Annotated in this window: 21 protein-coding genes and 1 tRNA gene; 13 read left to right on the top strand and 9 right to left on the bottom strand. The window is 70.8% G+C overall.

Annotation, left to right across the window (positions count from 1 at the left end; all coding sequences use genetic code 11):
* Window positions 1-41 precede the first annotated feature (41 nt).
* Genes ABD343_RS22770 through ABD343_RS22760 form a run of 3 tightly spaced genes read left to right on the top strand, consistent with a single transcriptional unit; the run spans window position 42 to window position 2,742 of the window.
* On the top strand, window positions 42-1,343 hold the full coding sequence (locus ABD343_RS22770; RefSeq protein ID WP_344531313.1) for a replication initiator: 1,302 nt from the start codon (window positions 42-44) through the stop codon (window positions 1,341-1,343).
* Window positions 1,340-1,564, top strand: a complete 225-nt coding sequence (locus tag ABD343_RS22765; RefSeq protein WP_344531122.1) for an excisionase family DNA-binding protein — start codon at window positions 1,340-1,342, stop codon at window positions 1,562-1,564. The genes ABD343_RS22770 and ABD343_RS22765 overlap by 4 nt, the downstream gene beginning before the upstream one ends.
* Window positions 1,564-2,742, top strand: coding sequence for a tyrosine-type recombinase/integrase (locus ABD343_RS22760; RefSeq protein ID WP_344531120.1), 1,179 nt, complete (start codon window positions 1,564-1,566; stop codon window positions 2,740-2,742). Before ABD343_RS22765 ends, ABD343_RS22760 begins: the two co-directional genes overlap by 1 nt.
* 50 nt (window positions 2,743-2,792) lie before the next feature.
* On the opposite strand, the gene ABD343_RS22755 is transcribed toward ABD343_RS22760, so the two are convergent.
* Window positions 2,793-2,866, bottom strand: a tRNA-Gly gene (locus ABD343_RS22755).
* 568 nt (window positions 2,867-3,434) lie between these two features.
* Between ABD343_RS22755 and dcd the strand changes: the two genes are divergently transcribed.
* A complete protein-coding gene (dcd, locus tag ABD343_RS22750) occupies window positions 3,435-4,010 on the top strand; it encodes a dCTP deaminase (protein WP_344531118.1) in 576 nt (191 codons plus the stop codon).
* Between the two features lie 15 nt (window positions 4,011-4,025).
* Window positions 4,026-4,553 (top strand): phosphoribosyltransferase, encoded by a 528-nt coding sequence (locus ABD343_RS22745; protein WP_425578244.1) that lies wholly within the window; start codon window positions 4,026-4,028, stop codon window positions 4,551-4,553.
* 376 nt (window positions 4,554-4,929) lie between these two features.
* On the opposite strand, the gene ABD343_RS22740 is transcribed toward ABD343_RS22745, so the two are convergent.
* The 3 genes from ABD343_RS22740 to ABD343_RS22730 all read right to left on the bottom strand — a co-directional run bounded on the left by ABD343_RS22740 (window position 4,930) and on the right by ABD343_RS22730 (window position 6,411).
* On the bottom strand, window positions 4,930-5,430 hold the full coding sequence (locus ABD343_RS22740) for a glycine-rich domain-containing protein (RefSeq protein WP_344531116.1): 501 nt from the start codon (window positions 5,428-5,430) through the stop codon (window positions 4,930-4,932).
* A 92-nt stretch (window positions 5,431-5,522) separates the two neighbouring features.
* A complete protein-coding gene (locus ABD343_RS22735) occupies window positions 5,523-5,705 on the bottom strand; it encodes a hypothetical protein (RefSeq protein ID WP_344531115.1) in 183 nt (60 codons plus the stop codon).
* A 352-nt stretch (window positions 5,706-6,057) separates the two neighbouring features.
* A complete protein-coding gene (locus ABD343_RS22730; RefSeq protein WP_344531113.1) occupies window positions 6,058-6,411 on the bottom strand; it encodes a hypothetical protein in 354 nt (117 codons plus the stop codon).
* Between the two features lie 150 nt (window positions 6,412-6,561).
* Between ABD343_RS22730 and ABD343_RS22725 the strand changes: the two genes are divergently transcribed.
* Together ABD343_RS22725 and ABD343_RS22720 are read left to right on the top strand one after the other, a co-directional pair.
* Window positions 6,562-7,776 (top strand): helix-turn-helix domain-containing protein, encoded by a 1,215-nt coding sequence (locus tag ABD343_RS22725; protein WP_344531111.1) that lies wholly within the window; start codon window positions 6,562-6,564, stop codon window positions 7,774-7,776.
* Between the two features lie 1,065 nt (window positions 7,777-8,841).
* Window positions 8,842-10,206 (top strand): replication initiator, encoded by a 1,365-nt coding sequence (locus tag ABD343_RS22720; protein ID WP_344531109.1) that lies wholly within the window; start codon window positions 8,842-8,844, stop codon window positions 10,204-10,206.
* A 158-nt stretch (window positions 10,207-10,364) separates the two neighbouring features.
* Here the strand turns inward: ABD343_RS22720 and ABD343_RS22715 are convergent, their stop codons facing one another.
* Window positions 10,365-11,801 (bottom strand): recombinase family protein, encoded by a 1,437-nt coding sequence (locus tag ABD343_RS22715; protein WP_344531107.1) that lies wholly within the window; start codon window positions 11,799-11,801, stop codon window positions 10,365-10,367.
* Window positions 11,802-12,082: 281 nt separating this feature from the next.
* On the opposite strand from ABD343_RS22715, the gene ABD343_RS22710 reads away from it, so the two are divergent.
* Window positions 12,083-13,624, top strand: coding sequence for a ricin-type beta-trefoil lectin domain protein (locus tag ABD343_RS22710; RefSeq protein WP_344531105.1), 1,542 nt, complete (start codon window positions 12,083-12,085; stop codon window positions 13,622-13,624).
* A gap of 498 nt (window positions 13,625-14,122) precedes the next feature.
* Window positions 14,123-14,923, top strand: a complete 801-nt coding sequence (locus tag ABD343_RS22705; protein WP_344531103.1) for a hypothetical protein — start codon at window positions 14,123-14,125, stop codon at window positions 14,921-14,923.
* Between the two features lie 24 nt (window positions 14,924-14,947).
* Here the strand turns inward: ABD343_RS22705 and ABD343_RS22700 are convergent, their stop codons facing one another.
* From ABD343_RS22700 to ABD343_RS22685, 4 genes are all read right to left on the bottom strand, one after another.
* A complete protein-coding gene (locus tag ABD343_RS22700; RefSeq protein ID WP_344531101.1) occupies window positions 14,948-15,886 on the bottom strand; it encodes a Yip1 family protein in 939 nt (312 codons plus the stop codon).
* Between the two features lie 154 nt (window positions 15,887-16,040).
* Window positions 16,041-16,454, bottom strand: coding sequence for an ATP-binding protein (locus tag ABD343_RS22695; protein WP_344531099.1), 414 nt, complete (start codon window positions 16,452-16,454; stop codon window positions 16,041-16,043).
* Window positions 16,448-17,479: an MEDS domain-containing protein gene (locus ABD343_RS22690; RefSeq protein WP_344531097.1), complete on the bottom strand. Its 1,032-nt coding sequence runs from the start codon at window positions 17,477-17,479 to the stop codon at window positions 16,448-16,450. The genes ABD343_RS22695 and ABD343_RS22690 overlap by 7 nt, the downstream gene beginning before the upstream one ends.
* 284 nt (window positions 17,480-17,763) lie before the next feature.
* Window positions 17,764-20,067, bottom strand: a complete 2,304-nt coding sequence (locus tag ABD343_RS22685) for a (Fe-S)-binding protein (protein ID WP_344531095.1) — start codon at window positions 20,065-20,067, stop codon at window positions 17,764-17,766.
* Window positions 20,068-20,330: 263 nt separating this feature from the next.
* Between ABD343_RS22685 and ABD343_RS22680 the strand changes: the two genes are divergently transcribed.
* From ABD343_RS22680 to ABD343_RS22665, 4 genes are all read left to right on the top strand, one after another.
* Window positions 20,331-21,377: a glycosyltransferase family 4 protein gene (locus ABD343_RS22680; RefSeq protein WP_344531093.1), complete on the top strand. Its 1,047-nt coding sequence runs from the start codon at window positions 20,331-20,333 to the stop codon at window positions 21,375-21,377.
* A 151-nt stretch (window positions 21,378-21,528) separates the two neighbouring features.
* On the top strand, window positions 21,529-22,887 hold the full coding sequence (locus tag ABD343_RS22675; RefSeq protein WP_344531091.1) for a tyrosine-protein kinase domain-containing protein: 1,359 nt from the start codon (window positions 21,529-21,531) through the stop codon (window positions 22,885-22,887).
* Window positions 22,888-22,980: 93 nt separating this feature from the next.
* A complete protein-coding gene (locus tag ABD343_RS22670) occupies window positions 22,981-23,601 on the top strand; it encodes an arsenate-mycothiol transferase ArsC (protein ID WP_344531089.1) in 621 nt (206 codons plus the stop codon).
* Window positions 23,598-24,380 carry an FkbM family methyltransferase gene (locus ABD343_RS22665; protein ID WP_344531087.1) on the top strand — a complete coding sequence of 261 codons (783 nt, stop codon included), beginning with the start codon at window positions 23,598-23,600 and terminating at the stop codon, window positions 24,378-24,380. The genes ABD343_RS22670 and ABD343_RS22665 overlap by 4 nt, the downstream gene beginning before the upstream one ends.
* Window positions 24,381-24,389 lie beyond the last annotated feature (9 nt).

Below are 24,389 nucleotides of genomic sequence, written 5' to 3'. Positions count from 1 at the left end.
CACCGCTCGCCGAACTCGGGAACCTCGCCGCCAGCGGCACCCTGCCCGGTATCCTCCGCCAGCTCTCCGGCCTCGGCGGCTGCACCAACCCCGTACGCCTGGCCGGACACCGCACCGAACACCGCCTCAACACCACCACCGGCGAGATCGGCCCCGCCCTCCGCCGCCTCAACTCCACCGACCTCCCCGCCGGAGACCTCCTCGTCCGCTGCGGCAACCGCCGCACCACCCGCTGCCCCGCCTGCGCCGAGACCTACCGCCGCGACACCTTCCACCTGATCACCGCCGGACTACGCGGCGGCAAAGGCACCCCGGAACAGGTCACCACCCACCCCCGCGTCTTCGCCACCTTCACCGCCCCCAGCTTCGGCCCAGTCCACAACCGCCCCGGCCCCCGCCCCTGCCGCTGCGGCGCCCGCCACACCCCCGACGACCCCGCCCTCGGCACCCCACTCAACCCCGACCGCTACGACTACGAATCCGCGGTGCTCTGGAACGCCCACGCAGGCATGCTCTGGCGCCGCTTCACCATCCACCTCCGCCGCGAAATCGCCCACCACGCCGGGCTGACCCAACGCGAACTCCCGCACCGCGCCCGCGTCTCCTTCGCCAAGGTCGCCGAGTACCAAAAGCGCGGCGCCGTCCACTTCCACGCCGTCATCCGCCTCGACGGCCCCGCAGGCGGCGAGACCGCACCCCCGCACTGGGCCACGCCCGAGCTACTGACCGACGCCATCCGCGCAGCAGCATCCCGCGCCCTCGTCCCCGGCCCGGTCCTCGACGGCCGCACGCACACCTTCGCCTTCGGCCCCCAGCTCGACATCCGCACCATCCACGGCCCCGACTTCCCCGACGGCCAAGCCCTCACCGACCGAGCCGTAGCCGCGTACATCGCCAAGTACGCCACCAAGGGCGCCGAGACCGCCACCGGCACCCTGGATCGCCGCCTGCGCTTCGTCGCCGAGCTGGCAACGATGAACCTCCCCGCGCACGCCGAACGCCTCATCCGCACCGCCTGGGCCCTCGGCGCCCGCAAAGACCTCGAACACCTCCGCCTCCGCGCCTGGGCCCACATGCTCGGCTTCCGAGGCCACTTCTCCACCAAGACCCGCCGCTACTCCACCACCCTCGGCGCCCTCCGCACCGCCCGCGCCGAATGGCGCCGCCTCCAAGCCGCCATCGCACGCGGCGACGATCCCCACCCTGTGGACGGCCCCGACGAGAAGACGACACTCGTCCTCGCCCACTGGACGTACACCGGAACCGGCCTCACCCCCACCGAACAGTGGCTATCCGCATCCCTCGCCGACCTGACCGCCCCGGAAGGAGACAGCGCCCGATGACCGGCCGCGATCGCTACCTCAACGTCGACCAGGTCGCCGAACTCCTCGGCACCACGTCCCGCTTCCCGCGCCGCCTCATCGCCGAGCGCCGCATCACCTTCGTCAAGGTCGGCCGACACGTCCGCATCCCCGAAAGCGCGCTCGCCGAGTACATCGAGGCGCACACCGTGCAGCCGGTCCGCCCTCGTCGTGCTCGCATGAGGTACGGGAGGGCCGCGTAATGGCGAAGAAGAAGCGGAGCTTCGGGCGTATCCGCAAGCTGCCCTCGGGTCGCTTCCAGGCGCGCTATCTCGGCCCGGACGGGGCGGACCACCCCGCACCGACGACGTTCGACACCCGTCGCGACGCCGATGACTGGCTGGCCGAGCAGCAGACCGAACTGCGACGTGGTGAGTGGCACGATCCGGACGCCGGGGCCGTCGCCTTCGAGAAGTACGCGCTGCAATGGGTCGATGAGCGCGGGCTGTCGGCCACCACTGATGAGCTGTACCGGCGGCTCCTCCGCCTGCACCTCCTTCCCTCTTTCGGTGACCGGGACCTGGACGAGGTCACCCCGCCTCGCGTCCGTACGTGGCGGGCCGAGCGTCTGAAGGTGACCGGGCCAACGACCGTCGCGAAGGCTTACCGCCTCCTGAAAGCGATCATGGAGACAGCCTCTGACGATGAACTGATCCGCCGGAACCCATGCCGCATCAGAGGTGCGGGCAAGGAGTCGGCGGAGGAACGTCCGGTCGCCACCGTCGACCAGGTCGACGCACTCGCCGACGCCATCGGGCCGCGCTGGCGCCTCATGGTCTACCTCGCGGCGTATGGGCCCGCTCGTCCGGAGGAGCAAGCCGAGCTGCGGCGTACTGACGTCGACCTCGATGCTGTCGGAGTCTGGGTGCGTCGGGCTGCCCCGGAGCTAACCACGGGGCGGCGTGTGGTTGGCGACACCAAGTCGGAAGCGGGAAGGAGATTCCTCGCACTGCCGCGCTTTCTGCACAGAGAGCTGGTGTGGCATCTCGACTGGTACGCCGAGAAGGACCCGAACGGGCTGCTCTTCGTCGGAGAAAAGGGAGCTCCCTTCCGGCGGACCAGTTTCGGACGGAAGTGGCGCCGGGCTCGTGTGAAGGTCGGCATGCCCGACGGATTCCGCTTCTACGATCTTCGCCACACCGGGCACACGCTCTCCACGCAGAGCGGCGCGACGCTGAAGGACACGATGGTCCGGGCCGGGCAGTCGTCCGAGCGGGCCGCGCTCATCTACCAGCACTCGACGCGGGATCGGCAGCGCGAGGTCGCTGAGGGCATCGACGCCCGTGTACGAGCCGACCGTGAAGCCGCCGCCCGGAAACGGGAGCAGCAAGAAGACGGGCACGACGACGGATCGGGCACGCAACGGGCACGCGAGCCCTAGTACTTCAGGGCAACAAAGAACCCCCGGGTCACTGACCTGGGGGTTTCTCGTGGAGCGGGCGACGGGAATCGAACCCGCGCTCTGAGCTTGGGAAGCTCATGTTCTACCATTAAACTACGCCCGCGAGGAGCCGGAGAAAGGGTGGCTCTTCGCCGGATACTGTACCCCATGCCGGACCCCCGCCGCACAGGTGAGGGGTCCTTTTTCGTGGGTTGTGGGTGGAGTGAAGGGGCGGTGGGGGAGCACGGGGGGAAGGGAGTTGGGGCGTACGGTGGTGGGCGGAGTGCCGGGCGTGGGGGTGTCGGGTTGATCCCCTAATGTGGCAATTGTTGGTCGCGTCGGCCCACCCGTTCCGCCGGGTTCGCCGTACCGCCGGTTCCCGGTCGTGCCGGGTTCGCCGCGACCATCGCCGCCGCCACGTCCATGTACGTACTGGGGAGAGGGAAGCGATGGAGTCCACCGTCGTTCGGTGTGCCGAAGGGCACGTGTTCAGCACCTCGACGTTCCCGATGCAGAATCTGGGGGTGGGGCGCATCGGCCCCGGACGGCTGTTGCGCTGTCCCCGCTGCGGGCGGCTCCGGCACGCGGTCCCCGTGGTGGAGCAGAAGCGCTGAGTGAGGGCACCGGAGACATCCGCGGCCCGGGGCCGGTCCGATTGGGCCGGCCCCGTGTCGTGCGCGTAGTCTCGGCCCGTGCTTCTCTCTGACAAGGACATCCGGGCCGAGATCGACGCCGGACGGGTGCGGGTCGATCCCTACGATCCGGCCATGGTGCAGCCGTCCAGTATCGATGTGCGGCTCGACCGGTATTTCCGGGTGTTCGAGAATCACCGGTACCCCCACATCGACCCCGCGGTCGAGCAGCCCGACCTCACGCGGCTGATCGAGACCGAGGGGGACGAGCCCTTCATCCTCCATCCCGGAGAGTTCGTGCTGGCCTCGACGTACGAGGTCGTGAGCCTGCCCGAGGACGTCGCCTCGCGGCTGGAGGGCAAGAGCTCGCTGGGGCGGCTCGGGCTGCTGACGCACTCCACCGCCGGGTTCATCGACCCCGGCTTCTCGGGCCACGTGACGCTCGAACTCTCGAACGTCGCGACGCTCCCGATAAAGCTGTGGCCGGGGATGAAGATCGGGCAGTTGTGCATGTTCCGGCTGACCTCGCCGGCCGAGCATCCGTACGGCTCGGCGCGGTACGGATCGCGGTACCAGGGGCAGCGCGGGCCCACCCCGTCGCGCTCCTTCCTGAACTTCCATCGGACCCAGGTGTGAGAAAGAACGGCGAGCATGAGTGACGGCATGAGCGACGGCGAGCGCGAGAATCTGACGTACTCCCTCTTCGGGACGGCCATCCGCGAGCTGGCGCAGAGCGTCGCCGACGACGGGTACGAGCCCGACATCGTGCTGTCCATCGCGCGCGGCGGACTCTTCGTCGCGGGCGGCCTCGGGTACGCGCTCGACGTGAAGAACCTGCACGTCATGAACGTGGAGTTCTACACCGGGGTCGGCGAGACCCTCGACATGCCCGTCATGCTGCCGCCGGTGCCGAACGTCGTCGACCTGAGCCGCAAGAAGGTGCTCATCGCCGACGACGTCGCGGACACCGGCAAGACGCTCAAGCTCGTGCAGGACTTCTGCGCCGAGCACGTCGCGGAGGCGCGCAGCGCCGTCATCTACGAGAAGTCGCACTCGCTCGTGAAGTGCGACTACGTGTGGAAGCGCACGGACCAGTGGATCAATTTCCCCTGGTCCGTATTGCCTCCATGTCGTAAGTCTGGCACCCCGGTCACGCCGTCGAAAGACGCCCTTCTGTGACCTGAGTCACGCCCGATCTGATGATCGGAGTGCGCGCGCAACAGTGCCCCCGCGAGTGAGATCTCGCGGGGGCACTGGCTTGTAACTGGCCGCTCAGCAGCCGGTTACGCAGTCACAGCAGAGGACGCGCTCTCCGCCGTTCTTCCGGTAGATGAATGCCGGACGCCCGCCACACGGGCACTTGGGGAACCAGTCTCCTCGCCAAACGCGTTCAGGCCGTCTACGGGGACCGTGCTCCGCCATGTCGGCGTGGTCCTCCATCTCCGCGACCATGTCGGCGTACCGGGGATCGGTCCATTCTCCCGGGGAGCTGTCGGCGTCCATTGCGGGCCCCCTTGGCGTCTGAGTCCAGACACTCAGCGTACCGGCGTGGCTACTAGTTCGGCCCGGTGTTGGAGCAGTCGCCTGCCTCGCACGCTCCCTCCGGCGGGGGTGGCGAGTGCTCGCAGTTCGCTGCGACGAGGATCGTGCGGTCTGTCGGCGGACGCCATAGATCCGCGTGGGTCGTGTACCCGGCCTGGCGGATCATGGCCTGCGTGCGCGCCAGCTCGGATGCGTCATGGCGTGACGGGTCGCCCGGTTCGGGTACGTGGTGCACGAAGCGGCCCAGGCGTGTGCAGAGCCGTTCGTACACGCGGGTGTTGAGGATGAGGGCATGCCATCCCTCGTCCACGATGCGGCTGGGCCGGAGCCGTGCCATGGGGTACACGGCGCCAGCCGCAGTGAACGCCAAGGCGTCCGCCACGATCCGCTCTGCCGTCTCCTGCTTCATGTCCGGGTTCGCGCGGCTCACCGTGGCGGTGACAGCAGCGAATTCCTCCGTGTTGATCAGCTCCCGCGCATCTGCCGGTGAGGATTGTTCCTGTAATACGGTCATGGCCTGGTGTTCTCCTCTACGGGTTCACCGGAGGCCGTCTCGGATCTCGCTCGTCCTGTCCAGGGCTCGGAGCGATCGTCCGGGGCGGCCGTCTACTGGGAGTACCTGCTCTGGTTGTAGGACTGGATGTCCTCCTTCAGGGCGCTGATCTCGTTCAGCTTCGCGTTGGCGGTGTCGTTGTCGCCCTCGTTGCTCGCGGCCTGGGCCTCTTCGGCAAGGCTCTCCATCTGTTCCCCGGCGGCTCGCGCGTCGCCCGGGTTGTTGATCTCTCCCATGAGTCACCTCCTCTCGTCGTTCGGGCAGGGCCCGCTCCGGGGACGCTTGGAGCCCGGGGCGGGTTTGGGGACGCCCCTCGTGAGGGCCGGGGGTGCCAGCTCACGAGGGGCGCAGTTCAGGGGCGAACGGGGAAGGGCCGACATCAGAGGGCTCCCACCCGTCGGGAGCTGGCGCCGTGCCGTTGGTCCAGGCTTGGTAACACCACGCCAGCCACGCGTTCGCGCCTTGCTCGTCGGGCCAGGTGAGCGGCCACGGTTGACCTGGCAGGGTGCAGAATTCCCCGGCGCGGAGATCGAGCACATGCCAAGCCAGCCGGTTGGCGTCCCGAGCGGGCCGGTAGCGCATGGCGGCTTACCCCTGGGGGCCGCTGCGCTCTGGCCCGTAGAGCTTGCTGGAGTGGCGGTTCTTGGGGCGCTGCTGGCCCGGGGTCCGTTGCCCCCGGGACTTCGCCACCAGAAGGGCATCATTCAGGCACTCGGCCAGCCGGTTCACTACGTAGTTGCTCTCCTCCGGAGATAGCTCTCCTGATTTCTCGGTCATCAGTTCCCGGGTGTGCTGGAGTACGGCCTCCCCGGCCTGGAGTTGGTCCTTCTCCACGGTGTCCGCCAGCCGCGCCATGGGGCCGTCTGGATTGTCGTCTCGGATGTACTCGGGCTGCCCTTCGGCGCCGTTCCAAGGGAGTCGGCGAAAGCCGGTAACCTCCATGAGTCGTCGCTCCTTCGTAGCGTCGGCCACGCCCCCGGCCGGGTCGCTCCGGTGCGGGGGTCTCGTTGTGGTGAACGACAGTCTCCGCTCGTCACGCAATGGCATCCGGTGACTAGGTGGTGACTGAGTGGTGACAGCTACGCTGAACCCATGGGCGTCTACGGCGAGTTCGCGGAATCCGTCCGCGCGGCATTGAAGAGTCGGCGCATGTCGATTCGTTCAGCCGCGCGCGCTCTCAACTACGACCACGCGTACCTGATCCGGGTCCTGTCCGGGAAACAGAGCCCGTCCCCCCAACTGGCGCAGGGCCTGGACCGGTTGCTGGGTGCTGACGGCGACCTGGAGGAGCTGGCTGCGAGACTGGAGGACCCGGAGCCCGGCGCCGGGACGGCTCCACCCGCACCGGCCTCCGTGGAGGGCTTCCTCCCGCCTGGCGCCCCCCTGGAGCCCCTGGCCGTACGCACCGGCCGCCGGGTCGGACCGGACACCGTGGCCGACCTGTCCCAGCGGGTCCACGCCCTCCGCCTGGCCGATGACGTGGTCTACGGTCACGACCTGGTAGGCCCTGCTCTTCGGGAGCTGAGGGCCGCCGTTCGCGTGTACCGGGAAGGCTCGCACTCGGACGCAGTGGGCCGCGAACTCCTCCGTGTCATCGGCGAACTGGCACAGATCGCCGGATGGGTAGCTTCCGATGCGGGACAGTACGCGGAAGCCGAGCGCATCTACCGCCTCGGCCTGTCCGCCGCTCAGACGGCCGGAGACGGCACACTGGCAGGTCAGCTCCTGGGCTCCTTGTCCTACCAGGTGGCGAACGTCGGGGACCCCCAGGAAGCCGTGGAAATGGCCGTGGCGGCGTCCTCCATCGCCGGGCCAGACGCTCCCCCCCGGGCCCGTGCGCTCAATCTGGACCGGGTGGCGTGGGCCCACGCTCAGGCCGGACAGACCCAGCCAGCGATCAAGGCCCTGGGCCGCGCAGTGGAGGCCCTGGGGGAGCACGGCGGGGAAGAGGATCCGGCATGGCTGTACTGGGTCAATGCCGGGGAACTGGAGATCATGGAGGCCCGGGTCTTCACGGAGCTGCATCGCCCTCTGCGCGCCGTTCCGCTCCTTCGCCGGGTCCTGGGTCAGTACGACGCCACGCACACGCGGGAGTTGGCCCTATACCTCTCCTGGCTGGCGGTGGCTCTGGCAGACGCGAACGAACCGGAGGAAGCGGCGGCCACGGCGGAACGAGTCATCACACTGTCCACTGCCGGAGCGTCGGAACGCACGGCTGACCGATCCTCCGTCGTGCTCCGTCGGCTGGAGGAGCACCAGGAAGTGCCGGAAGTGGCCAGCCTCCTGGCTGAGCACCGGTCCGTCTGAGCCTTCGCTGCTACTCCGGGTCCCGCTTCGGCGGTCACCACAGACAGCACGCCACGGCGAGAGAGGCAGTCGTACGGGCTGGCGCGCGTGTGGTTCGCCGCACCACCACTCACACCAGCCACGCCACCCCTGCGTCTCAGAGGCGCGGTGCCCCTGTCCGTAGCGCTGGGGTCGGCGCTCGCCCGGTCGGCAGACCTGTTCCTTGATCGTTTCCCGGCATCGACGCCGGTGCGCCGATGATGATCATGGAACGGGCCGGTCGGCTCGCGCTGGCGTGGTCGGTCCCTTGATCTTGGAGGCTCGCCCGTGGTGGCTGCCTAGGGCCGTGGAAGCTGCCCGCTCTCGCCATAGCGCACTACCCCGGGACGACAAGGATTCCGGGGCGGTGTGCGGGAGTGTTCACGCTGCAAGGGGCGTTGCGGTCGCGCCGGGCGGCGGGCGCGCCGCGCGCGACCCGCCGAAGGCGGAAGCGCGTGCGAGTGCGCCTGGAGCCGCCCGGCGGCGCGCCGCCAGGCGCGCCCTTGATGAAGTGAAGACAGTCTCCGCCATTCCAGCCCCGGGGCGTCCGGTGTCGCTTCACGGGGGATGGCTGCGCGCCTGGCGCTGGGCGGGCTGGGCCGACACGGCATGCGGGCAACGATCCCCGGTGCGCAGCCGCTCACTGATCACGAGGACCTCAACGGAGCCTTATTCGCGGGCCGTTGTCAGACCCGGACCGTAGCCTGAGAGGGCGTGTTGAGAAGCGCCCCGGCCCGGATGCATCCCGGGCCCGGCCTCTCTCCAGACTGCACCTGACACTGCATCAAGTGATCTCATCATCGAACTAACGCGACGCATATTCCACAGACGAATTCAGAAACCATCGCGTCGCATTCTCATCTGACACTTCATCGAAAGAAATCAAAGGAGCGCTCATGAACACGCAATTCCCTCTGACCGACTTCCAGAACTGGAGGCCCGATTATGCCTGCGCAATCAGGCGAATATTCCGCGCGAACCACGCGGCCGTGCTCCGAGCAGTCCGCACGGTCCGGCGAGCTCGCGCGACACGATGCGCTCAAGCGCTTGTCCGAGCGGGACCGGGACTTGATACGCCTGGCACAAGATCCCGGATTCGCTCGCTGGCGTGAACAGATCGCCGCCATTGGCGGCTGCGAGAAACCGGTCTATCTGACCGGGGCCAGCGTCACCTACCGCGCGTCCACGGGTGAGGTGATCTCCTCCTACACCACGCGCGGTGAGCCCGGTGAGCGGCTGCCGGTGCGGTGCCGTAACCGCCGAGCCTCGGTGTGTGAGCCGTGCTCACGGCTGCATGCCGGGGACACCTTCCACCTGATGCGGGCGGGGCTGTCCGGTGGCAAGAGTGTGCCGGAAGCGGTGCGTGAGCGGCCCCGGCTGTTCGTCACCCTGACGGCCCCGTCCTTCGGCCCGGTCCACCGCATCACGCAGGGTGGGCCCTGCCGTCCGCGCCGCGACGGGGGCATCTGCGTGCACGGGTTGCCGCTCGTCTGCGGCCTCGTCCATGCCGAAATGGATCCGCTGGTCGGGACCCCGGTGTGTGCGGCCTGCTACGACTATGCCGGGCACGTGCTGTGGCACGCGCATGCCGGGCGGCTGTGGGACCGCTTCACCACCGCCGTACGCCGACACCTGGCCTCTGCCGGGGGCATCGCGCGTTCCCGGCTCGGTGAGCACCTGATCGTCTCCTTCGCCAAGGTCGCCGAGTTCCAGCAGCGCGCGGCCGTGCACTTCCACGCGGTCGTGCGCCTCGACGGCCCCAACGGCCCCGCCTCGCCCCCGCCCGACTGGGCAGGAGCGGAGGAACTGCGGGAGGCGGTGGAACACGCTGCCGCGTCCGCGTTCGTCACGGTGCCGGAATCCGACGCCTACGGCACCGAACGGTGCGCCTGGGGAGATCGGCTCGATATCCAGGTCATCCGCTCCTTCGTCGAAGGTGACGAACTGTCAGATGACGCCGTCGCCGGATACGTGGCCAAGTACGTCAGCAAAGGCGCCGCCGATACCGGCGCGGGCCTGGACTACCGCGTCGTGCGGTACGCCGATATCCAGGCGGCGGCCGTCAGCGATCACGTACGGGCGCTGATGGGAACCTGCTGGCGTCTGGGCGGGCTCGCCGAACTGGCGCCGCCGCGGCTGCGCGCGTGGGCTCACACGCTCGGCTACCGGGGCCACATCCTCACCAAGTCCCGCCGCTACTCCACCACCTACACCGCACTGCGCGGTGAACGCGCTACACACCATCGCGCCAACCTCGGCATGCCGGACTACCCGGACACGACCACGGAATCTGACTTCCGCTTCGCTGGCTCCGGCCACACGCCCGGCGCCGCCGAAATCGCACGCGGAATAGCAGAGGACCAAGCCCTGTCACGCCAACTCGCCCGCGAAGCGTGGGAAGACGGCGGGTGACGATGGCGACAGAAATCCGGGAGGTCATTACTCGCGAAGAATGGTTAAGGAAGCATCTTGCGCGAGCACCCAAGCGCGATTCGGAATGGGTGCGGCGCATTCGTATATTGCATCGTAGGTGAAAGAAGAAGGGCCCCGATTCCCGGGGCCCTTCCGTATTACTCGCGCCAGACTGGTTCGATCAGGTCCGGGTCGAATACCCGTTTCCCTCGTCCGGACGGATGGATGAAGACTGCTGACAGGCTGTGCAGCACGATTTCACGTTGCCGTTCGATGGGGAGATCGAAGAACTCTTCCAGGGAGAGGTCTACGGCATCGTCTTTGGCTTCGGCCTGCTTCTGCTCCTTGTAGAACCGCGCGCGGTCCAACTTCAGTTCGTCGCGCTGGCGTTCCTTCTCTGGGAGGACCTGCAAGAGCGTGGAAACGCTGATGCTCTTGTTCTTCTCGGCTTCGATGAGCTGCGCGATGTCAGTGTTCAGGTCGTTGAGCTCTTGCTCACGGGGCCAGCGACGCTCAGGAGAAACGTCTGCGGATGCCGCTCTGTCGCGCTGCTCCTCAAGCGCAAGCTGTGCGATCAGCTCGTCAACGGGCTCGCCGACCCGGGCTACCTTCCCGCATCCGCCGTTGACCTTCGAGCACTGGTACTTGTACCGCGCTCCCTTGGAGCCCGGCTGCCACTTGTGGTTGGTCTGCCCTCGAATCTTGCTCTTGCACAGGCCACACCGAGCGATTCCGGACAGCAAGTACGTGCGTGCGAGTGAGCGCCCCGGTTGAGATTTCTGGCGTTCAGCGACAACGGCGCAGACTGCTTCCCATTCCTCAACGGTGTTGATGGTCTCCCAGTCGCCCATAACCGGGCTGCCGTCTTCGCCGTACAGAATCTCGCCGTGGTATGTGCGGTATCCGACCAGTCGGGGATTCGTCAGAATGTGCGTCACACGGTGATGCGCCATGCGCTTGGTGCCCTCGCGGGGATTTCCCAATCCTTGTTCCTGCCACCGCGTGCGAATTGTTCCGATCCGCACTCCGGCCAGCAATTCCTTCTGCGCCTCCTTGATGTGCCGTGCCGCTTCTTGGTCAACCTTCTCAGGGTCGCCCTTCTGCCATCCGTATGGCGCTGGCCCACCACTCGCCTTGCCCTGTTGTGCCAGTTCCAGGTGCTTGCGCTTGAGTCGGCGTGACGTGTCGTGGGACGACTTGTTGGCGAACGCCACCATGACGCGGGCCATCGTCCGCCCGTCGGCGGTCCCCAAGTTGACGTCGTTGGTGACGGTCGCGAACTCCAGCCGGGGTCGGTCGTCGTAGATCTCGATCAGTCGCTCAAGGTCCTGCGGCTTGCGGGCCAGCCGGTCAAGGTCGTACGCGACGATTCCGTCGATCAGCCCTGCGCGTAGATCGGTCAGCATCAGCTCGAACTCTTCACGTCGCACATTGCGCTTGAACGCTGATACGTCGTTGTCCTCGTAGACCTTGACGGCCTGCCAGTTCCGGAGATCCGCCAGGCGCTCGCAGTCCTCGCGCTGGCGTGCGACGCCCAGCGACTCACCCTCGTCATCACGCGAAATGCGCGTGTAGATCCCCACCTTGCGTGCCACGCTCGGGCCCTCCCCTGCCTCCGACGGACGGCGCCGGTGCAGGAAAAGCCTACTACCGTCATTCAGTTCATTCGCCCTGGTCCGTCGAGCCCCCCGTGGTGCGGCGCGAGGGCCAGGTCCTCGACGCCTGAGAGCGAGGCCGGGGCGCAAAGGGCCCGACGGCAAAATGCCCTGCGGCAAAGTGCCCTGCGACAAAGCTCGCGCGAGAGGTTCCCTTCTCTCCTACCTACAGGTAAGTACCGCTGGTAACAACAGTGGCCAGGTAGAGGGGGGATCACCTCATGGCACGTGTGAGACCCGCGTTAGCGGTGACGGCGGCACTGGTGATGGCGCTCGGCGGGGCGGGCGGCGCGGGTGTGGCCGCCGCGCAGCCGGACGCCGCCCGGGCGGGTGGGGACGGGTCGGCGGCCGCCACGCCGCTGCCGCCCGAGCTGGAGAGGATCAGGGCCGCCGAGGCTCAGAAGCTGTACGGGAGCCCGGCCGAACGCCCCCTGGCCGAGCGGAAGACCTCGCTCATCTCGCTGGGCGACAGCGAGATCTCGGGCGAGGGCGTCGGCACGTACGAGCCGGGGACGAACGGCCCGGACAACTGGTGCCACCGCTCGCCCGACTCGGCCGTGCACCGCACGGGCATCCAGGCGGACGTCACGTACAACGTCGCGTGCTCGGGCGCGAGCACGGAGAACGTACGGATCGGCGGCACCAAGCAGTACGCCGACGAACTGGTGCAGAGCGACAGCCTCGCGATCAAGGCGCGCAACACCCGGCTGAAGCAGGTCGTGCTGGTCGTCGGGGCCAACGACGATCTCCAGTTCGGGCCCGTGATGACGGACTGCGTGACGCGTTACCTGACGTTCCAGGGCGCGTGCCGGCCCAAGTACGAGCCGGGGTGGCAGGCCCGCGTGGACGGGCTCGCGCCGAAGGTCGAGCGGACGGTCGGCGACCTCAAGTCCGTGATGCGGGACGCCGGTTACGCGGACGGCGACTACCAGTTGGTCGTCATGGGCTACCCGAGCCCGATCGGCCCGGACTTCGAGGACAACCCGAGGTTCCCCGGCAAGCTGATCGGCGGCTGCGTCGGCTACACCAGCGACTCCGCGTGGGGCCGCAATGCCGCGGTGCCCGCCTTCGAGAAGGGCATGCGCAAGGCCGCGAAGGCGTCCGGCGCGACCTACCTCGACGCCTCGCGCCTCTTCCACGGCCACGAGGTGTGCATGGAGAACACCTTCGCGCGCGGCCTGTACGTCGACGTGACCAACCCCTTCCCGCCGGACGCGAACTCCGTGCGCCAGTCCTTCCACCCCAACGAGCGCGGCCACGGCGCCTTCGCCGAGTGCTTCACGCGGATCTACGAGGCGGGGCGGGCGAACGGCGTACGCGAGGCCTCCTGCGCCGACCCGGACGGCGCGGGCAAGCCGAAGCTGTACGGGCTGGCCTGGGACGACGTGTTCAAGCCCCTCAAGAACGCGGGCACGGGCACCTGCCTGGACGCGGACGGCGGCGGCAGCGCGATCGGCACCGACGTGCGCGGCTGGGCCTGCAAGGACCAGCGCAACCAGACCTGGTGGCACGACGCGAGCGGCGGCGGGGCGCTCTACACGGGTCTCACCCATGACCGCTGCGTGCAGCCCGAGGGCGGCGTGCGCAGCGGCGCCGCGCTGGAGCTGGGCAACTGCGCGGGCGGTGACGCGCAGCGCTTCGTGCGGGACGGGCAGACCTTCCGGCCCGCCGCCGCGAAGGACCTGTGCGTGACGCTCTCCGGTGCCGAGGCGCGGGCGCGCCTGGCGGCCTGCGACGGCTCGCCGTCCCAGCGCTTCGCCTGACACGTCCCCGGACACGCCCGCGCCGCGGAGGAGGCGACACGCCCGCGCCGCGGAGGAGGCGCGGCGAAGAACACCCGTACGGCCTCTCGGACCCCTCCGTCCGGTGGGCCGTACGGGCCTTTCCCCGCCCCCGTCCGGGCTAACGCCCCGCGTCGCGCACGCGGGGGCGTCGAACGGGCATCCGCCGCTGGTGACACGGCAGTTCGGCGCGCGGGGCCCACGCGTCCGTTCACTCCGTTGCCGCATCCGTTCACCCGCTTGCCACGTCGGCGGGCAGTCCGTCAGTCGTTGACGAGATGTGAACGTAGCGGAAGAAGCCCATGTGTTCTGCTGGCCGCCGCCCCCCGCACCCGTCGCGGGGGACGGCGATACGGCCACGCCGCGGGCCCGACGGCCGGAATCCGGTGCCCTGTTGGACGACTTCCTGTCCCGAATGGCGGGGGTGGAGGCCGAGTTCCACCGCGCGTGGACGGCCCGGAACGGCGAGGGCCGTATCGCGTGAACGAACGGATGGCGCACGCCGACCAGTTCCGCAGCCCCTGGGCCCCGCCGCCGGCCGTGCAGGTCGCGCACTGGGACCTGGAGCACGAGCTGGCGCAGATCCTGCAGGACGCGGCGGCACATGAAGAGACGATTCCGCAGGACCCCGTCCCGGGCGACCCCGCCTACGACCCGGCGTTCGCGCACGCCTTCGACCCGGCCTACGATCCGCCCGGTTCCCCCCGCCACCCCCACTCCCCGCCCGACCCTCGTGCGGAGCCCGAGCCCGAGCCCGTGGGCGAGCGGACGCCGCACCGCCGGGTGCGCGGTCCGGGGCACCACCGCCGGGTGCGGCGCCGGATCACGGTCGCGATGGTGCGCAACTCGATCTCGTTCGCGGCGACGGGCGCGCTGCTGGTGATCTTCGTGACGGTGAGTCTGCTGAGCGGGATGGTGACCACGGGCCCGCTGCGGCGGCTGGTGGAGCCGGTCGTCGGGGACTTCTCCGACTGGTGGCCGCTGCTGATCCAGGGGCCGTGGGTGGCGGCCGTGCTCTCGATCCTGCGGACGCGGACCGTGCGCGGACAGCACGCGCTGGTGGCCTGGTCGGTGCTGATCCTCTTCTCGGCGGTGACCGTCGTCCTGTACGTCACCCAGGTGCCCCGGAACCCGGTCGCCGTCGTCATCGGCATGCTGCCCCCGGTCGCCGCGCTGGCCTGCCTCAAGCTGCTGACCCCGCACCTGATGCCGGGGAACGCCCGGCACGCGGGGACGGGCGGCGCGAAAACGGCCCCGCGCAAGCGGGGCCGTAAGAGCTAGGCGCTCCTCGGGAGAGAGGCTCTCTCAGAGGGTGCCGAGCTTGATCAGGGCGAGCAGCGCGAGGAGCTGGATCGCGGAGGCGCCCAGGGCCTTCGGCCAGGGCAGGTCGTGCGAGCGGCTCACCATCGAGGTGAAGAGATAGCCGGCGGCGAGCCAGGTGGCCCAGCCGATGATCTGGACGAGTGTGGCCGTGCCGCCCATGAACATCGCGAAGACCAGCCGCGGCGCGTCCGTCAGCGACATGATCAGCATCGCGAGGCCCACGGTGGGCGCCCACGAGCCGTCGCCGCCGAACTGGCGGGCCAGCGTATGAGTGACCGAGCCGAGGATCAGCCCCGCGATCACGACGGCGATGCCGGTCGTGATGACGTAGGGGATCGCGCTGGAGATCGTGGTGTTGATGACGTCCTCGCGGGCCTGGTCGAGCCCGAAGACGGCCAGCAGGCCGTAGAGGAACGTGACGATGAGCGCGGGGCCCCAGACGGGGTAGTCGCGCATCTGCCAGAAGGTGCCGTCGGGGCGCGTGACGATGCCGCGCAGCAGGTCCTTCCAGTGCAGCCGGGGCCCGGAGGGCGGCGCCGGTGCGTTCCCGGCGGAGTAGGTGCTGCCGTCCGAGTAATACCCGTCCGGTCCGGGGCCGTGGTCCGGCCCGTACGGATCGGGGACGCTGAACGACTGGGTGTGCCCCGGATTGTTGGCGTACGGATCGGGGCCGGGCGCGCCGAAGTACTCGGGCTCGCCGGGGGCGCCCTGCTGGCCGTAACCCCCCTGGCCGCCCTGGCCGCCCTGTCCGCCGTACGGGGGCCGGCCGCCCTGGCCGTGCGCGTACGGCCCCGGGCCGGGCCCCTGCGGGGGAGCCGGCCAGCCCTGCCCCGGCGCCTGCTGCGGGGGCTGCGGTGGATACTGCCCTTGCTGCTGCGCGCCCCGGGAACCCCGGCCGCGTCCGCTCCTGAAACCTGCCACGTAATCGAACGTACCGTGTCGCGCGGACCTGGGTGCCACAGCGGGGTGAACTGGCCGGACATCGCTGCTGACCTGTGACATCCCCTAGGGGGACCCGGTGGTGCGGTCTCCACCACGGGGTGGACCCAGCACCACCCCCGGGCACGCGGCGCGTTCAGCCGCCGGGCAGCTTCACCGCGAGGGTGACGAGGGAGCCGGAGCCGCACGTCTTGTCGGCCGGGGTGATGGTGAGCCGGTCGGTGACGAGCCGGGCGAGCCAGAGCCCGCGGCCCGTCGTCGCGCCGTCGAGCCCGGGCAGCAGCTCGGGGATGACGTCCTCGGAGAAGCCGGGGCCCGAATCGGTGACCTGACACTCCAGCTCGTTGCCCAGATGGCGGAGCAGGAGCTGGCCGCGGCCGCCGGCGTGCTCGACCGCGTTGGTGGCGACCGCGTCGACCGCGACCACGAACTCCCCCCTCCGCGGTTCGCCGAGTCCGGCCCAGGCCGCGCAGGTGTCGACCTCGATCCTGACCCGTGGCAGGTCCCTGAGGGTGAAGCGGAGACGGCAGAGCAGCTCGGGAGTCAGCATCCGTTTCCCTCCTCGACGAGGGTCAGCGAACGGACGGCGTCGGAGCCGAGCCGACGCAGCGTGCGCGCCTGGACGGGGGTGCAGTGGACGGTCGTGCCGCACGCGGCGGCGCGGCCGTGCGCGGTGGTGCCCGCGGCCGCGCTCATCCGCAGCAGCTCGGCGGCGCAGCTCGCGCCGAGGAAGTGCAGCGTGCGCAGGTCGATCAGGAGGGTGCGGCCCGTCCCGGCGTGGGCGTACGCCTCGCGCAGGGCCGCGGTGAAGTCGCGGTGGGTGGCGATGTCGGCCTCGCCGACGAGCCGTACGGCCGTCGTGCGGTGCGCCTCGCCGTCGCCGGGGGTGCCGCTGGTGGCCGGGGCGTCGCCGGTCGTGCCGTCGCCGGTCGTGGCGCCGGTGGCCGGGACCGCGCGCAGGGAGCCGACCGTGCCGAGCAGATTGACCGGATGCGCCTCCTGCATCGCGTGCAGCACCTCGGGGCTGAACGCGCGGCCGTCGTAGGCGCAGACCTCGCTGTAGCGGCGGCCCTCGAAGAGGTGGGCGGAGCTGCGCTCGCGGCGCATCACGTCGCGGACGTCGGTGCCGAGGTCGTGGACCCATGCCATGTCGATGTACGCGCGCATGGCCGAATACCCCTGCCGCACGGCCCGTTCGGACTCCTCGGTGATGCGGTCCCACTGGCGTGCGGCTGTGAAGACCTCGTCCGGGGCGATGAGCGCGCGCATGCTGCTCAGCGCGACCTGGCCGCGGTCCCACGCCCGGGCGAGTGCCGGGGTCGCGGCGTCGATCCGGCGCAGCAGCTCGGTGCCGGTGACCCGGGGGTGGAGGAAGAGCAGCACCTTCTCGCTGAGGGCGAGGCCCTGGCGGACGAAGGCGCCGACGACGTCCCACTGGGTGGTCTCGCTGTCGTACGCGGTGAAGGCGTGCTGGCCGGGGCGTATGCGCTGGACGGGGAGGGTCCGGGCGTCCGCGGCCAGGGCCGTCGGCCGGCCGGGCACGTCGGTCCTGCCGGGTGCCTCGCGGTCCGACACCTCGCGTCGCCTCCTCGCGTCGCCGGGCGCGTCCGGGCGCGCTCCCACACTGGCGCTGACGCGCCCGCGCGCCTCCTCCGCTTCGCCGCTTAGGAGGCTAGGACGGGGACTGGTCGATGGGTATACCGCGACGAAGGATTGGCTCGTGTGGTGCATCAACTGATCGCATTTGACCACGCCTTGCGGGAAAAGCCACAACGACCGGCTCCGCAGAGTGCGAATCCGGCCGTTGTGGCGCTTTATGGCGGTTGGGTTTGACCTCTTGTTTTTCTCTCCGGGCCGTTCTACTTCGCGGGCTCGGGCTCCGGCTCCTTGGACTCCGCCGCGTCCCCGGCCGGCTCCTCGGGGGTCTTCACGGAGTCGAGCAGAAGCTGCGCCACGTCCACGACCTGCAGGTTCTCCTTGGCCTTGACGCCCGTGGCGGAGCCACTATCAGCCGCAGCCTTCTTGCCGTTGACCGAGTCGGTCAGCATCACGAGGCAGAAGGGGCAGGCGGTGGAGACGATGTCCGGATTCAGGGAGAGGGCCTCGTCGACGCGCTCGTTGTTGATGCGCTTGCCGATCCGCTCCTCCATCCACATACGGGCGCCGCCCGCGCCGCAGCAGAAGCCGCGCTCCTTGTGGCGGTGCATCTCCTCGTTCCGCAGACCCGGCACGCGGCCGATGATCTCGCGCGGCGGCGTGTAGACCTTGTTGTGGCGGCCCAGGTAGCAGGGGTCGTGGTACGTGATCAGGCCCTCGACCGGCGTGACCGGGACCAGCTTGCCCTCGTCGATGAGGTGCTGGAGGAGCTGGGTGTGGTGGATGACCTCGTACTCGCCGCCGAGCTGCGGGTACTCGTTGGCAAGCGTGTTGAAGCAGTGCGGGCAGGTCGAGACGATCTTCTTCGAGGACTTCGGCTTCTTCGTGCTCTCGTCCTCGTCGTCTTCCCCGAACGCGGCGTTGAGCGTGGCGACGTTCTCCTCGCCGAGCTGCTGGAAGAGGAACTCGTTGCCGAGGCGGCGGGCCGAGTCACCGGTGCACTTCTCGTCGCCGCCCATGATCGCGAACTTCACGCCCGCGATGTGCAGCAGCTCCGCGAAGGCCTTGGTCGTCTTCTTCGCCCGGTCCTCCAGCGCGCCCGCGCAGCCGACCCAGTACAGGTACTCGACCTCGGTCAGGTCCTCGACCGTCTTGCCGACGACCGGCACCTCGAAGTCGACCTCCTTCGTCCACTCCAGGCGCTGCTTCTTCGCGAGACCCCAGGGGTTGCCCTTCTTCTCCAGGTTCTTCAGCATCGTCCCGGCCTCGGACGGGAACGCGCTCTCGATCATCACCTGGTAGCGGCGCATGTCGACGATGTGGTCGACGTGCTCGATGTCCACGGGGCACTGCTCGACGCAGGCGCCGCAGGTGGTGCAGGACCACAGGACATCGGGGTCGATGACGCCGTTCTCCTCGGCCGTACCGATGAGGGGACGGGCCGCCTCGTCCAGCGCGGCCTGCGGGACGTCCTTGAGCTGCTCCTCGGTGGCCTTCTCGTTGCCCTCCATGTCCTTGCCGCCGCCCGCGAGCAGATACGGGGCCTTGGCGTGCGCGTGGTCGCGCAGGGACATGATCAGGAGCTTGGGCGAGAGGGGCTTGCCGGTGTTCCAGGCGGGGCACTGCGACTGGCAGCGGCCGCACTCGGTGCAGGTGGAGAAGTCGAGGATGCCCTTCCAGGAGAAGTCCTCGACCTGGGAGACGCCGAAGCGGACTTCCTCTTCGTTGTCGTCGTCCAGCGCCGTCTCGAAGTCGATCTCCTTGCCGCCCGAGGCCATCGGCTTCAGCTCGCCCAGCGCCGTGCCGCCCTGGGAGTCGCGCTTGAACCAGATGTTGGGGAAGGCGAGGAAGCGGTGCCAGGCCACGCCCATGTTGGTGTTGAGGGAGACCGTGATCATCCAGATGAAGGATGTCGCGATCTTGAGCATCGCGAAGAAGTACACGAGGTTCTGCAGCGTCCCCGTGCTCAGCTCGCTGAAGCCCGCGACCAGGGGGTACGAGAGGAAGAACTCGGCCTCGTAGTGCTCGACGCCGTGCAGGGCGCCCTCCAGCGCGTGCAGCACCACGATGCAGACGCCGACGATGAGGATGACGGCCTCGACGAAGTACGCCTGCCAGGTGATCGAGCCCGTGAAGCGGGACTTGCGGCCCGGCTTGGGCTTGCTGAGCTGGCGGATGACGATCAGGACCGCGATCCCGACGGCCGTCATGGTGCCCATGAACTCGACGTACATCGCCCACGGCAGCCAGTCGCCGATGAACGGGATGAGCCAGTCGGCCTTGAAGAGCTGCCCGACGGCGTTGGCGATCGTCAGGAGCAGGGTGAAGAAGCCGATCGCGACGAACCAGTGCGCGACGCCCATGACGCCCCAGCGGTTCATCCGGGTGTGGCCGAGGAACTCCTTGACCAGCGTGACGGTGCGCTGCTTCGGGTCGCCCGTCCGCGATCCCGCGGGCACGGGCTGGCCGAGCCGCACGAACTGGAGGATCTGGAGGAGAGCGCGGCCGAACAGCGCGAGTGCGACCGCGATGAGGACCAGCGACACGATGATCGCGGCGAGTTGCATAACGGCTCCCTCGGAGCACCACGGGGTGGCTGAGCGTCGGTGTACGTCGGTCTACTAATCGGTAACTTATCCAGTCCGTACGAGACTACCCACTTTCCGCAGCGCTCTGTACCCGGACATGCGGTGATGTGCGTCGCTGAGGGTCACCTATGGACGGGGGTGCATATGGTTTATTCACGGACGTGACGTATCTTCTCCGCAAATTCTCCCTCGCGCCGCAAAACGGGCCAAAGAGGCAAAAAGGGTCGCGGCGCCGTCCCCGCGTGACCGTCGTCCAGCGTGCCGTACCGTCCCACCGGGCACCGTTCTTCCGCCACCTGAGCCGGGAACTGGACGCCCGGGGCGCCGAACTGGTCGTCACGCGGGGCGCGCGCGGCACCCCGCTCGGCGGGCCCCTCGCGCGCGGCTCCGACGCGCTGATCATGGAACACGCGCTGTCCGGCGCCGAGTTGTACCCCGCGCTCCTGCGCGGCAGCCTCGGCCAGGGACCGCCGCTCGCCCTGTGGGGCGCGGGCGAGCCCCGCGCGTACCGCCCGGCGCCGCTGGCCCGCGCCGCACGCGCCCGCCTCGCGGTGCTGGGCGACCGGTACTTCGCGCACACCGAGGGCGGCCGCCGCGACGCGCTGCGCTGGGGCGTCCCCGATCACCGGATCACCGTGCTGCGCAACACCACCGACACCGCGGCCCTCCGCACCGCGCGCGACGCCGTGCGCGCCGAGGACATGCGGGAGCTGCGCCTGCGGCACGGGCTCAAGCCGGGCCGTACCGCGCTCTTCGCGGGCCGGCTCGACGCGGCGGCGCGCATCCCCTATCTCCTGGCCGCCACGCACGCCCTCGCCAAGCTGCTGCCCGGCTTCACGCTGCTGGTCGCGGGCGACGGGGAGCTGCGCGGACTCGCCGAGGCGGCGGCCTCGGGCCCGGGCCCCGGCGGGGACGGGCGCAGCCCCGTGGTGGCGCTCGGGCCGCCGACGCCCCGCGAGCTGGCCACGTACGGCGCCACGGCCGACGTTCTGCTGGTGCCCGGGCGCGTCGGGCTGTGCGCGGTCGACTCCTTCGTGCTGGGCCTGCCGATCGTGACGACGCCCTGGCCGCTGCACGGAGCCGAGTTCGAGTACCTGGAGGACGGGCGCAACGCGCTGGTCGTACGCGGCGGGCCCGACGCCTACGCGCACGCCGTCGCCGGTCTCCTCGCGGCCCCCGCCCGGCTGGCCATGCTCCGCACCGCCTGCCGCGCCGAGGCCGCCTCGTACACGGTCGAGGGCATGAGCCGCCGCTTCGCCGACGGGGTCGAGCGGCTGCTGGGCGCCTGACGGCGGCGCGGGGGTGCGGCAGGGCGGCGGCGCGGCAGGACGGCGGGGCGGCGCCCGCGGGCGCCTCCGCGCAGGGCAACGGAGTGAAGGTGCTCACCCGTGCCGTTCTCCCGGGGCGCGGGGCGGCGGGAGCGGTGCCTAACGTCGGGACATGACGAGGGGTTTCCGAGGCTTCCCCGGCGTGCTCGCGCGGCGCTGGCGCACGGTCGTGGTGCTGGCGCTGGCCGGGCTGCTGGCCGGAGGCGTGGCGGCGCTGACGACGTCGGCCGCGTACGAGGCGAGCACCCGGGTCCTCTACGCGGGCGACGGCTCCACCGCCTTCGCGCGGGACCGCGTGCGCTCGTACGCCGGGATCGTCGCCAGCCCCCGCTTCACCGCGCCCGTCGTGCGCGAGCTGCGGCTGGACGAGACGCCGGACGCGGTGGCGCGGCGCGTGAGCGCGCGGGCCGTGCCCGGGACCTCGCTGCTCGACATCACGGTCACCGACGGCGACGCACGGGGCGCGGCCCGGCTCGCGAACGCCGTCGCCGCCGAGTTCGACGCCCAGATGACCAAGCTGGAGGGGCCCGCGCGCGCCCGTACGACGGCCGTCGTCGCCAAGCGCGCGACGCCGCCCGGCTCCCCGGTCTCCCGCGACCCCGCGTTCACCGTGCTCGCCGGGCTCTTCCTCGGCCTGTGCGCCGGGCTCGCCGTCGCGCTCGTGCGCGACCTGCGCGACACCGCGCCGCGCACCGTCCGGGACCTCGCCGAGGCGACGGGGCTGCCGGTGCTCGGCGCCGTCCCGTACGACCGGGACTCCGGCCGGGAGCCCCTCGCCTGCTTCGGCGACCCGTTCGGGGAGCGGGCCGAGGCGCACCGGGTGATCCGCGCCGGTACGGGCTTCGCGCGGGGCGGCGACGGCGCCCGGCTCCTCGTGGTGACCAGCGCGCTGCCCGGCGAGGGCAAGAGCGCCACGGCCGCCGGGCTCGCCGCCGCCTTCGCGGAGGGCGGTGCCTCCGTCTGCCTGGTCGAGGCCGACCTGCGGCGCCCCCGGATCGCCGCCGCCTGCGGGCTCGTCCGGGAGGCGGGCCTGACCACCGTGCTCATCGGGCGCGCCGACCTCGACGAGGTGCTCCAGCGGCCCGAGGGCGGCGCGCTCAGCGTCCTGGCCGCGGGGCCGCTGCCGCCCAACCCGGCCGAGCTGCTCGCCTCGGAGCGCGCGTCCTCGCTCCTCGCCGAGCTGCGGGGCCGCTTCGACGTCGTCGTCCTGGACAGCGCGCCCCTGCTCAACGTCGCCGACACCGCCGGAGTGCTGCCCTCCGCCGACGGCTGCCTGCTCGCCGTCCGCGCGGGCGCCACCCCGCGCGCCCGCGTCGAGGAGGCGGTGGCCGCCGTGCGCACCGCGGGGGCCCCGCTCGTCGGCGCGGTGCTGACCATGGCCGACCTGGGCGCCGACCGGCGGTACGGCTACGGGCGGGACGCCGGGAGCCGCCCGGTGCGCCCGGAGATGGCGCTGCCCCACGCGGAGTAGACCGACCGAGATCGCCCGACCGACCGCCTGTGAAGCCCGACCGCCCGTGAGACCCGCCCGTGAGACCCGCCCACCCGTGAAAGGGGCACGCACGTGCCTGAGGTGCTGTTCGTCTGCACAGGGAACCGCTACCGGTCGCCCGCCGCCGAGCTGCTGCTCACCGCCCGTACGGGAGGCGCCGTGCGCGCGGCCAGCGCGGGCACCCGCGCCGTGCCCGGGCACGGGCTGGACGCGGCGACGGCGGCGCTGGTCCGCGAGCGGGGCGGCGAGCCCGGCGCGTTCGCGGGGACCCGTCGTCTCACCGCGCCGATGGTGGCGCGGGCCGGGCTCGTCCTCGGCATGGAGACCGCGCACCGCGAGGCCGCCGTCCGGCTGTGGCCCGCGGCGCTGCGCCGCTGCTTCACGCTGCGGGAGTTCCTGCGGCTGAGCGCGGAGGGCACGGCGGGAGGCGCGGGCCCGGCGGGAGGGGCGGGGCTCGCGGCGGCCGTCGAGCGCGCCGCGGCGCGCCGGGGCGCCGCGCCGCCCCCGCCGTACGACGGGGACGAGCTGGCCGACCCGGGCGGGCTGTCCGTACGGGCGCTGCGCCGCGGCCTCGCGGCGACGGACACGGCGGTCACGGCGCTCGCGGCCCTGCTCGCGCCCGTGGTCGCGCGCCCGGCGGGAGCGTCCGGCGCGGCGGGAGCGTCCGGCGCGGCCGAGGTGGTCGCGCGATGAGGCCCGCCGCTGCGGTACGCGCCCTGGCCTCGTCCCTCGCGCGCCGCTCCACCCGGCGGCCGTCACCGGAGCCGCCCCAGCCCGTGCCGCTGCTGCGGGCGTACGGCGTCAACGCCGTCCTGGACGTCGGCGCGCACGCGGGCGGCTACGGGGAACGGCTGCGCGCGGGCGGCTACGAGGGGCGGATGGTCTCGTTCGAGCCGCTGGCCGGGCCCCGCGCGACGCTGGAGCGGCGCGCCTCCCGCGACCCGCTGTGGTCGGTGCGCCCGTACGCGCTGGGCGAGGAGGACGGCGGCGTCCGGCTGCGCGTCACCGGGAACGACGGGGAGGGCAGTTCCGTTCTGCCCGTACGGGCCCGGCCAGGCCAGACCGCGCCCGGTGCCGCGCACCCGGGCAGCCAGCGCGCGGAGGCCCGCCGCCTGGACGGGCTGTGGGACGGCCTGGTCACGCCCGGCGAGCGGGTCTTCCTCCGGCTGGGCGTGCGGGGGTACGAGGGGCATGTGCTGCGCGGAGCGGGCACCCGGCTCGCGGAGTGCGTGGGGGTGCAGATGGAGACGCCGCTGGTCCCCCTGCACGAGGGGGAGCTGCTCCTCGACGAGGCGCTGGTGTGGGCGAGCGGCGCGGGGCTGACGCCGATGGCCGTGCTCCCCGGACCCGTCGAGCCGTCCTCGGGCCGGATGCTCCGGTGCGATCTGGTCCTCTTCCGGGCCCCTGAGCTGCGAGAAGACAGAAAGTTGAGCCTCGGTAACTCACCTCTTTTGACGCGGCGCGATCCGTGAGGCACTCTT

Source organism: Streptomyces albiaxialis (assembly GCF_039530985.1).
Classification (GTDB): domain Bacteria; phylum Actinomycetota; class Actinomycetes; order Streptomycetales; family Streptomycetaceae; genus Streptomyces; species Streptomyces albiaxialis.
This window is presented reverse-complemented; position numbering and strand designations above follow the sequence as displayed.

Excerpts from the sequence above, each read along its gene's own strand:
- ABD343_RS22735 (WP_344531115.1), bottom strand. The coding sequence starts at position 5,705 with ATGGGAGAGATCAACAACCCGGGCGACGCGCGAGCCGCCGGGGAACAG.
- ABD343_RS22725 (WP_344531111.1), top strand. The coding sequence starts at position 6,562 with ATGGGCGTCTACGGCGAGTTCGCGGAATCCGTCCGCGCGGCATTGAAG.
- ABD343_RS22740 (WP_344531116.1), bottom strand. The coding sequence starts at position 5,430 with ATGACCGTATTACAGGAACAATCCTCACCGGCAGATGCGCGGGAGCTG.
- ABD343_RS22665 (WP_344531087.1), top strand. The coding sequence starts at position 23,598 with ATGAGGCCCGCCGCTGCGGTACGCGCCCTGGCCTCGTCCCTCGCGCGC.
- ABD343_RS22765 (WP_344531122.1), top strand. The coding sequence starts at position 1,340 with ATGACCGGCCGCGATCGCTACCTCAACGTCGACCAGGTCGCCGAACTC.
- ABD343_RS22685 (WP_344531095.1), bottom strand. The coding sequence starts at position 20,067 with ATGCAACTCGCCGCGATCATCGTGTCGCTGGTCCTCATCGCGGTCGCA.
- ABD343_RS22710 (WP_344531105.1), top strand. The coding sequence starts at position 12,083 with ATGGCACGTGTGAGACCCGCGTTAGCGGTGACGGCGGCACTGGTGATG.
- ABD343_RS22675 (WP_344531091.1), top strand. The coding sequence starts at position 21,529 with ATGACGAGGGGTTTCCGAGGCTTCCCCGGCGTGCTCGCGCGGCGCTGG.
- ABD343_RS22745 (WP_425578244.1), top strand. The coding sequence starts at position 4,026 with ATGAGTGACGGCATGAGCGACGGCGAGCGCGAGAATCTGACGTACTCC.
- ABD343_RS22760 (WP_344531120.1), top strand. The coding sequence starts at position 1,564 with ATGGCGAAGAAGAAGCGGAGCTTCGGGCGTATCCGCAAGCTGCCCTCG.
- ABD343_RS22730 (WP_344531113.1), bottom strand. The coding sequence starts at position 6,411 with ATGGAGGTTACCGGCTTTCGCCGACTCCCTTGGAACGGCGCCGAAGGG.
- ABD343_RS22695 (WP_344531099.1), bottom strand. The coding sequence starts at position 16,454 with ATGCTGACTCCCGAGCTGCTCTGCCGTCTCCGCTTCACCCTCAGGGAC.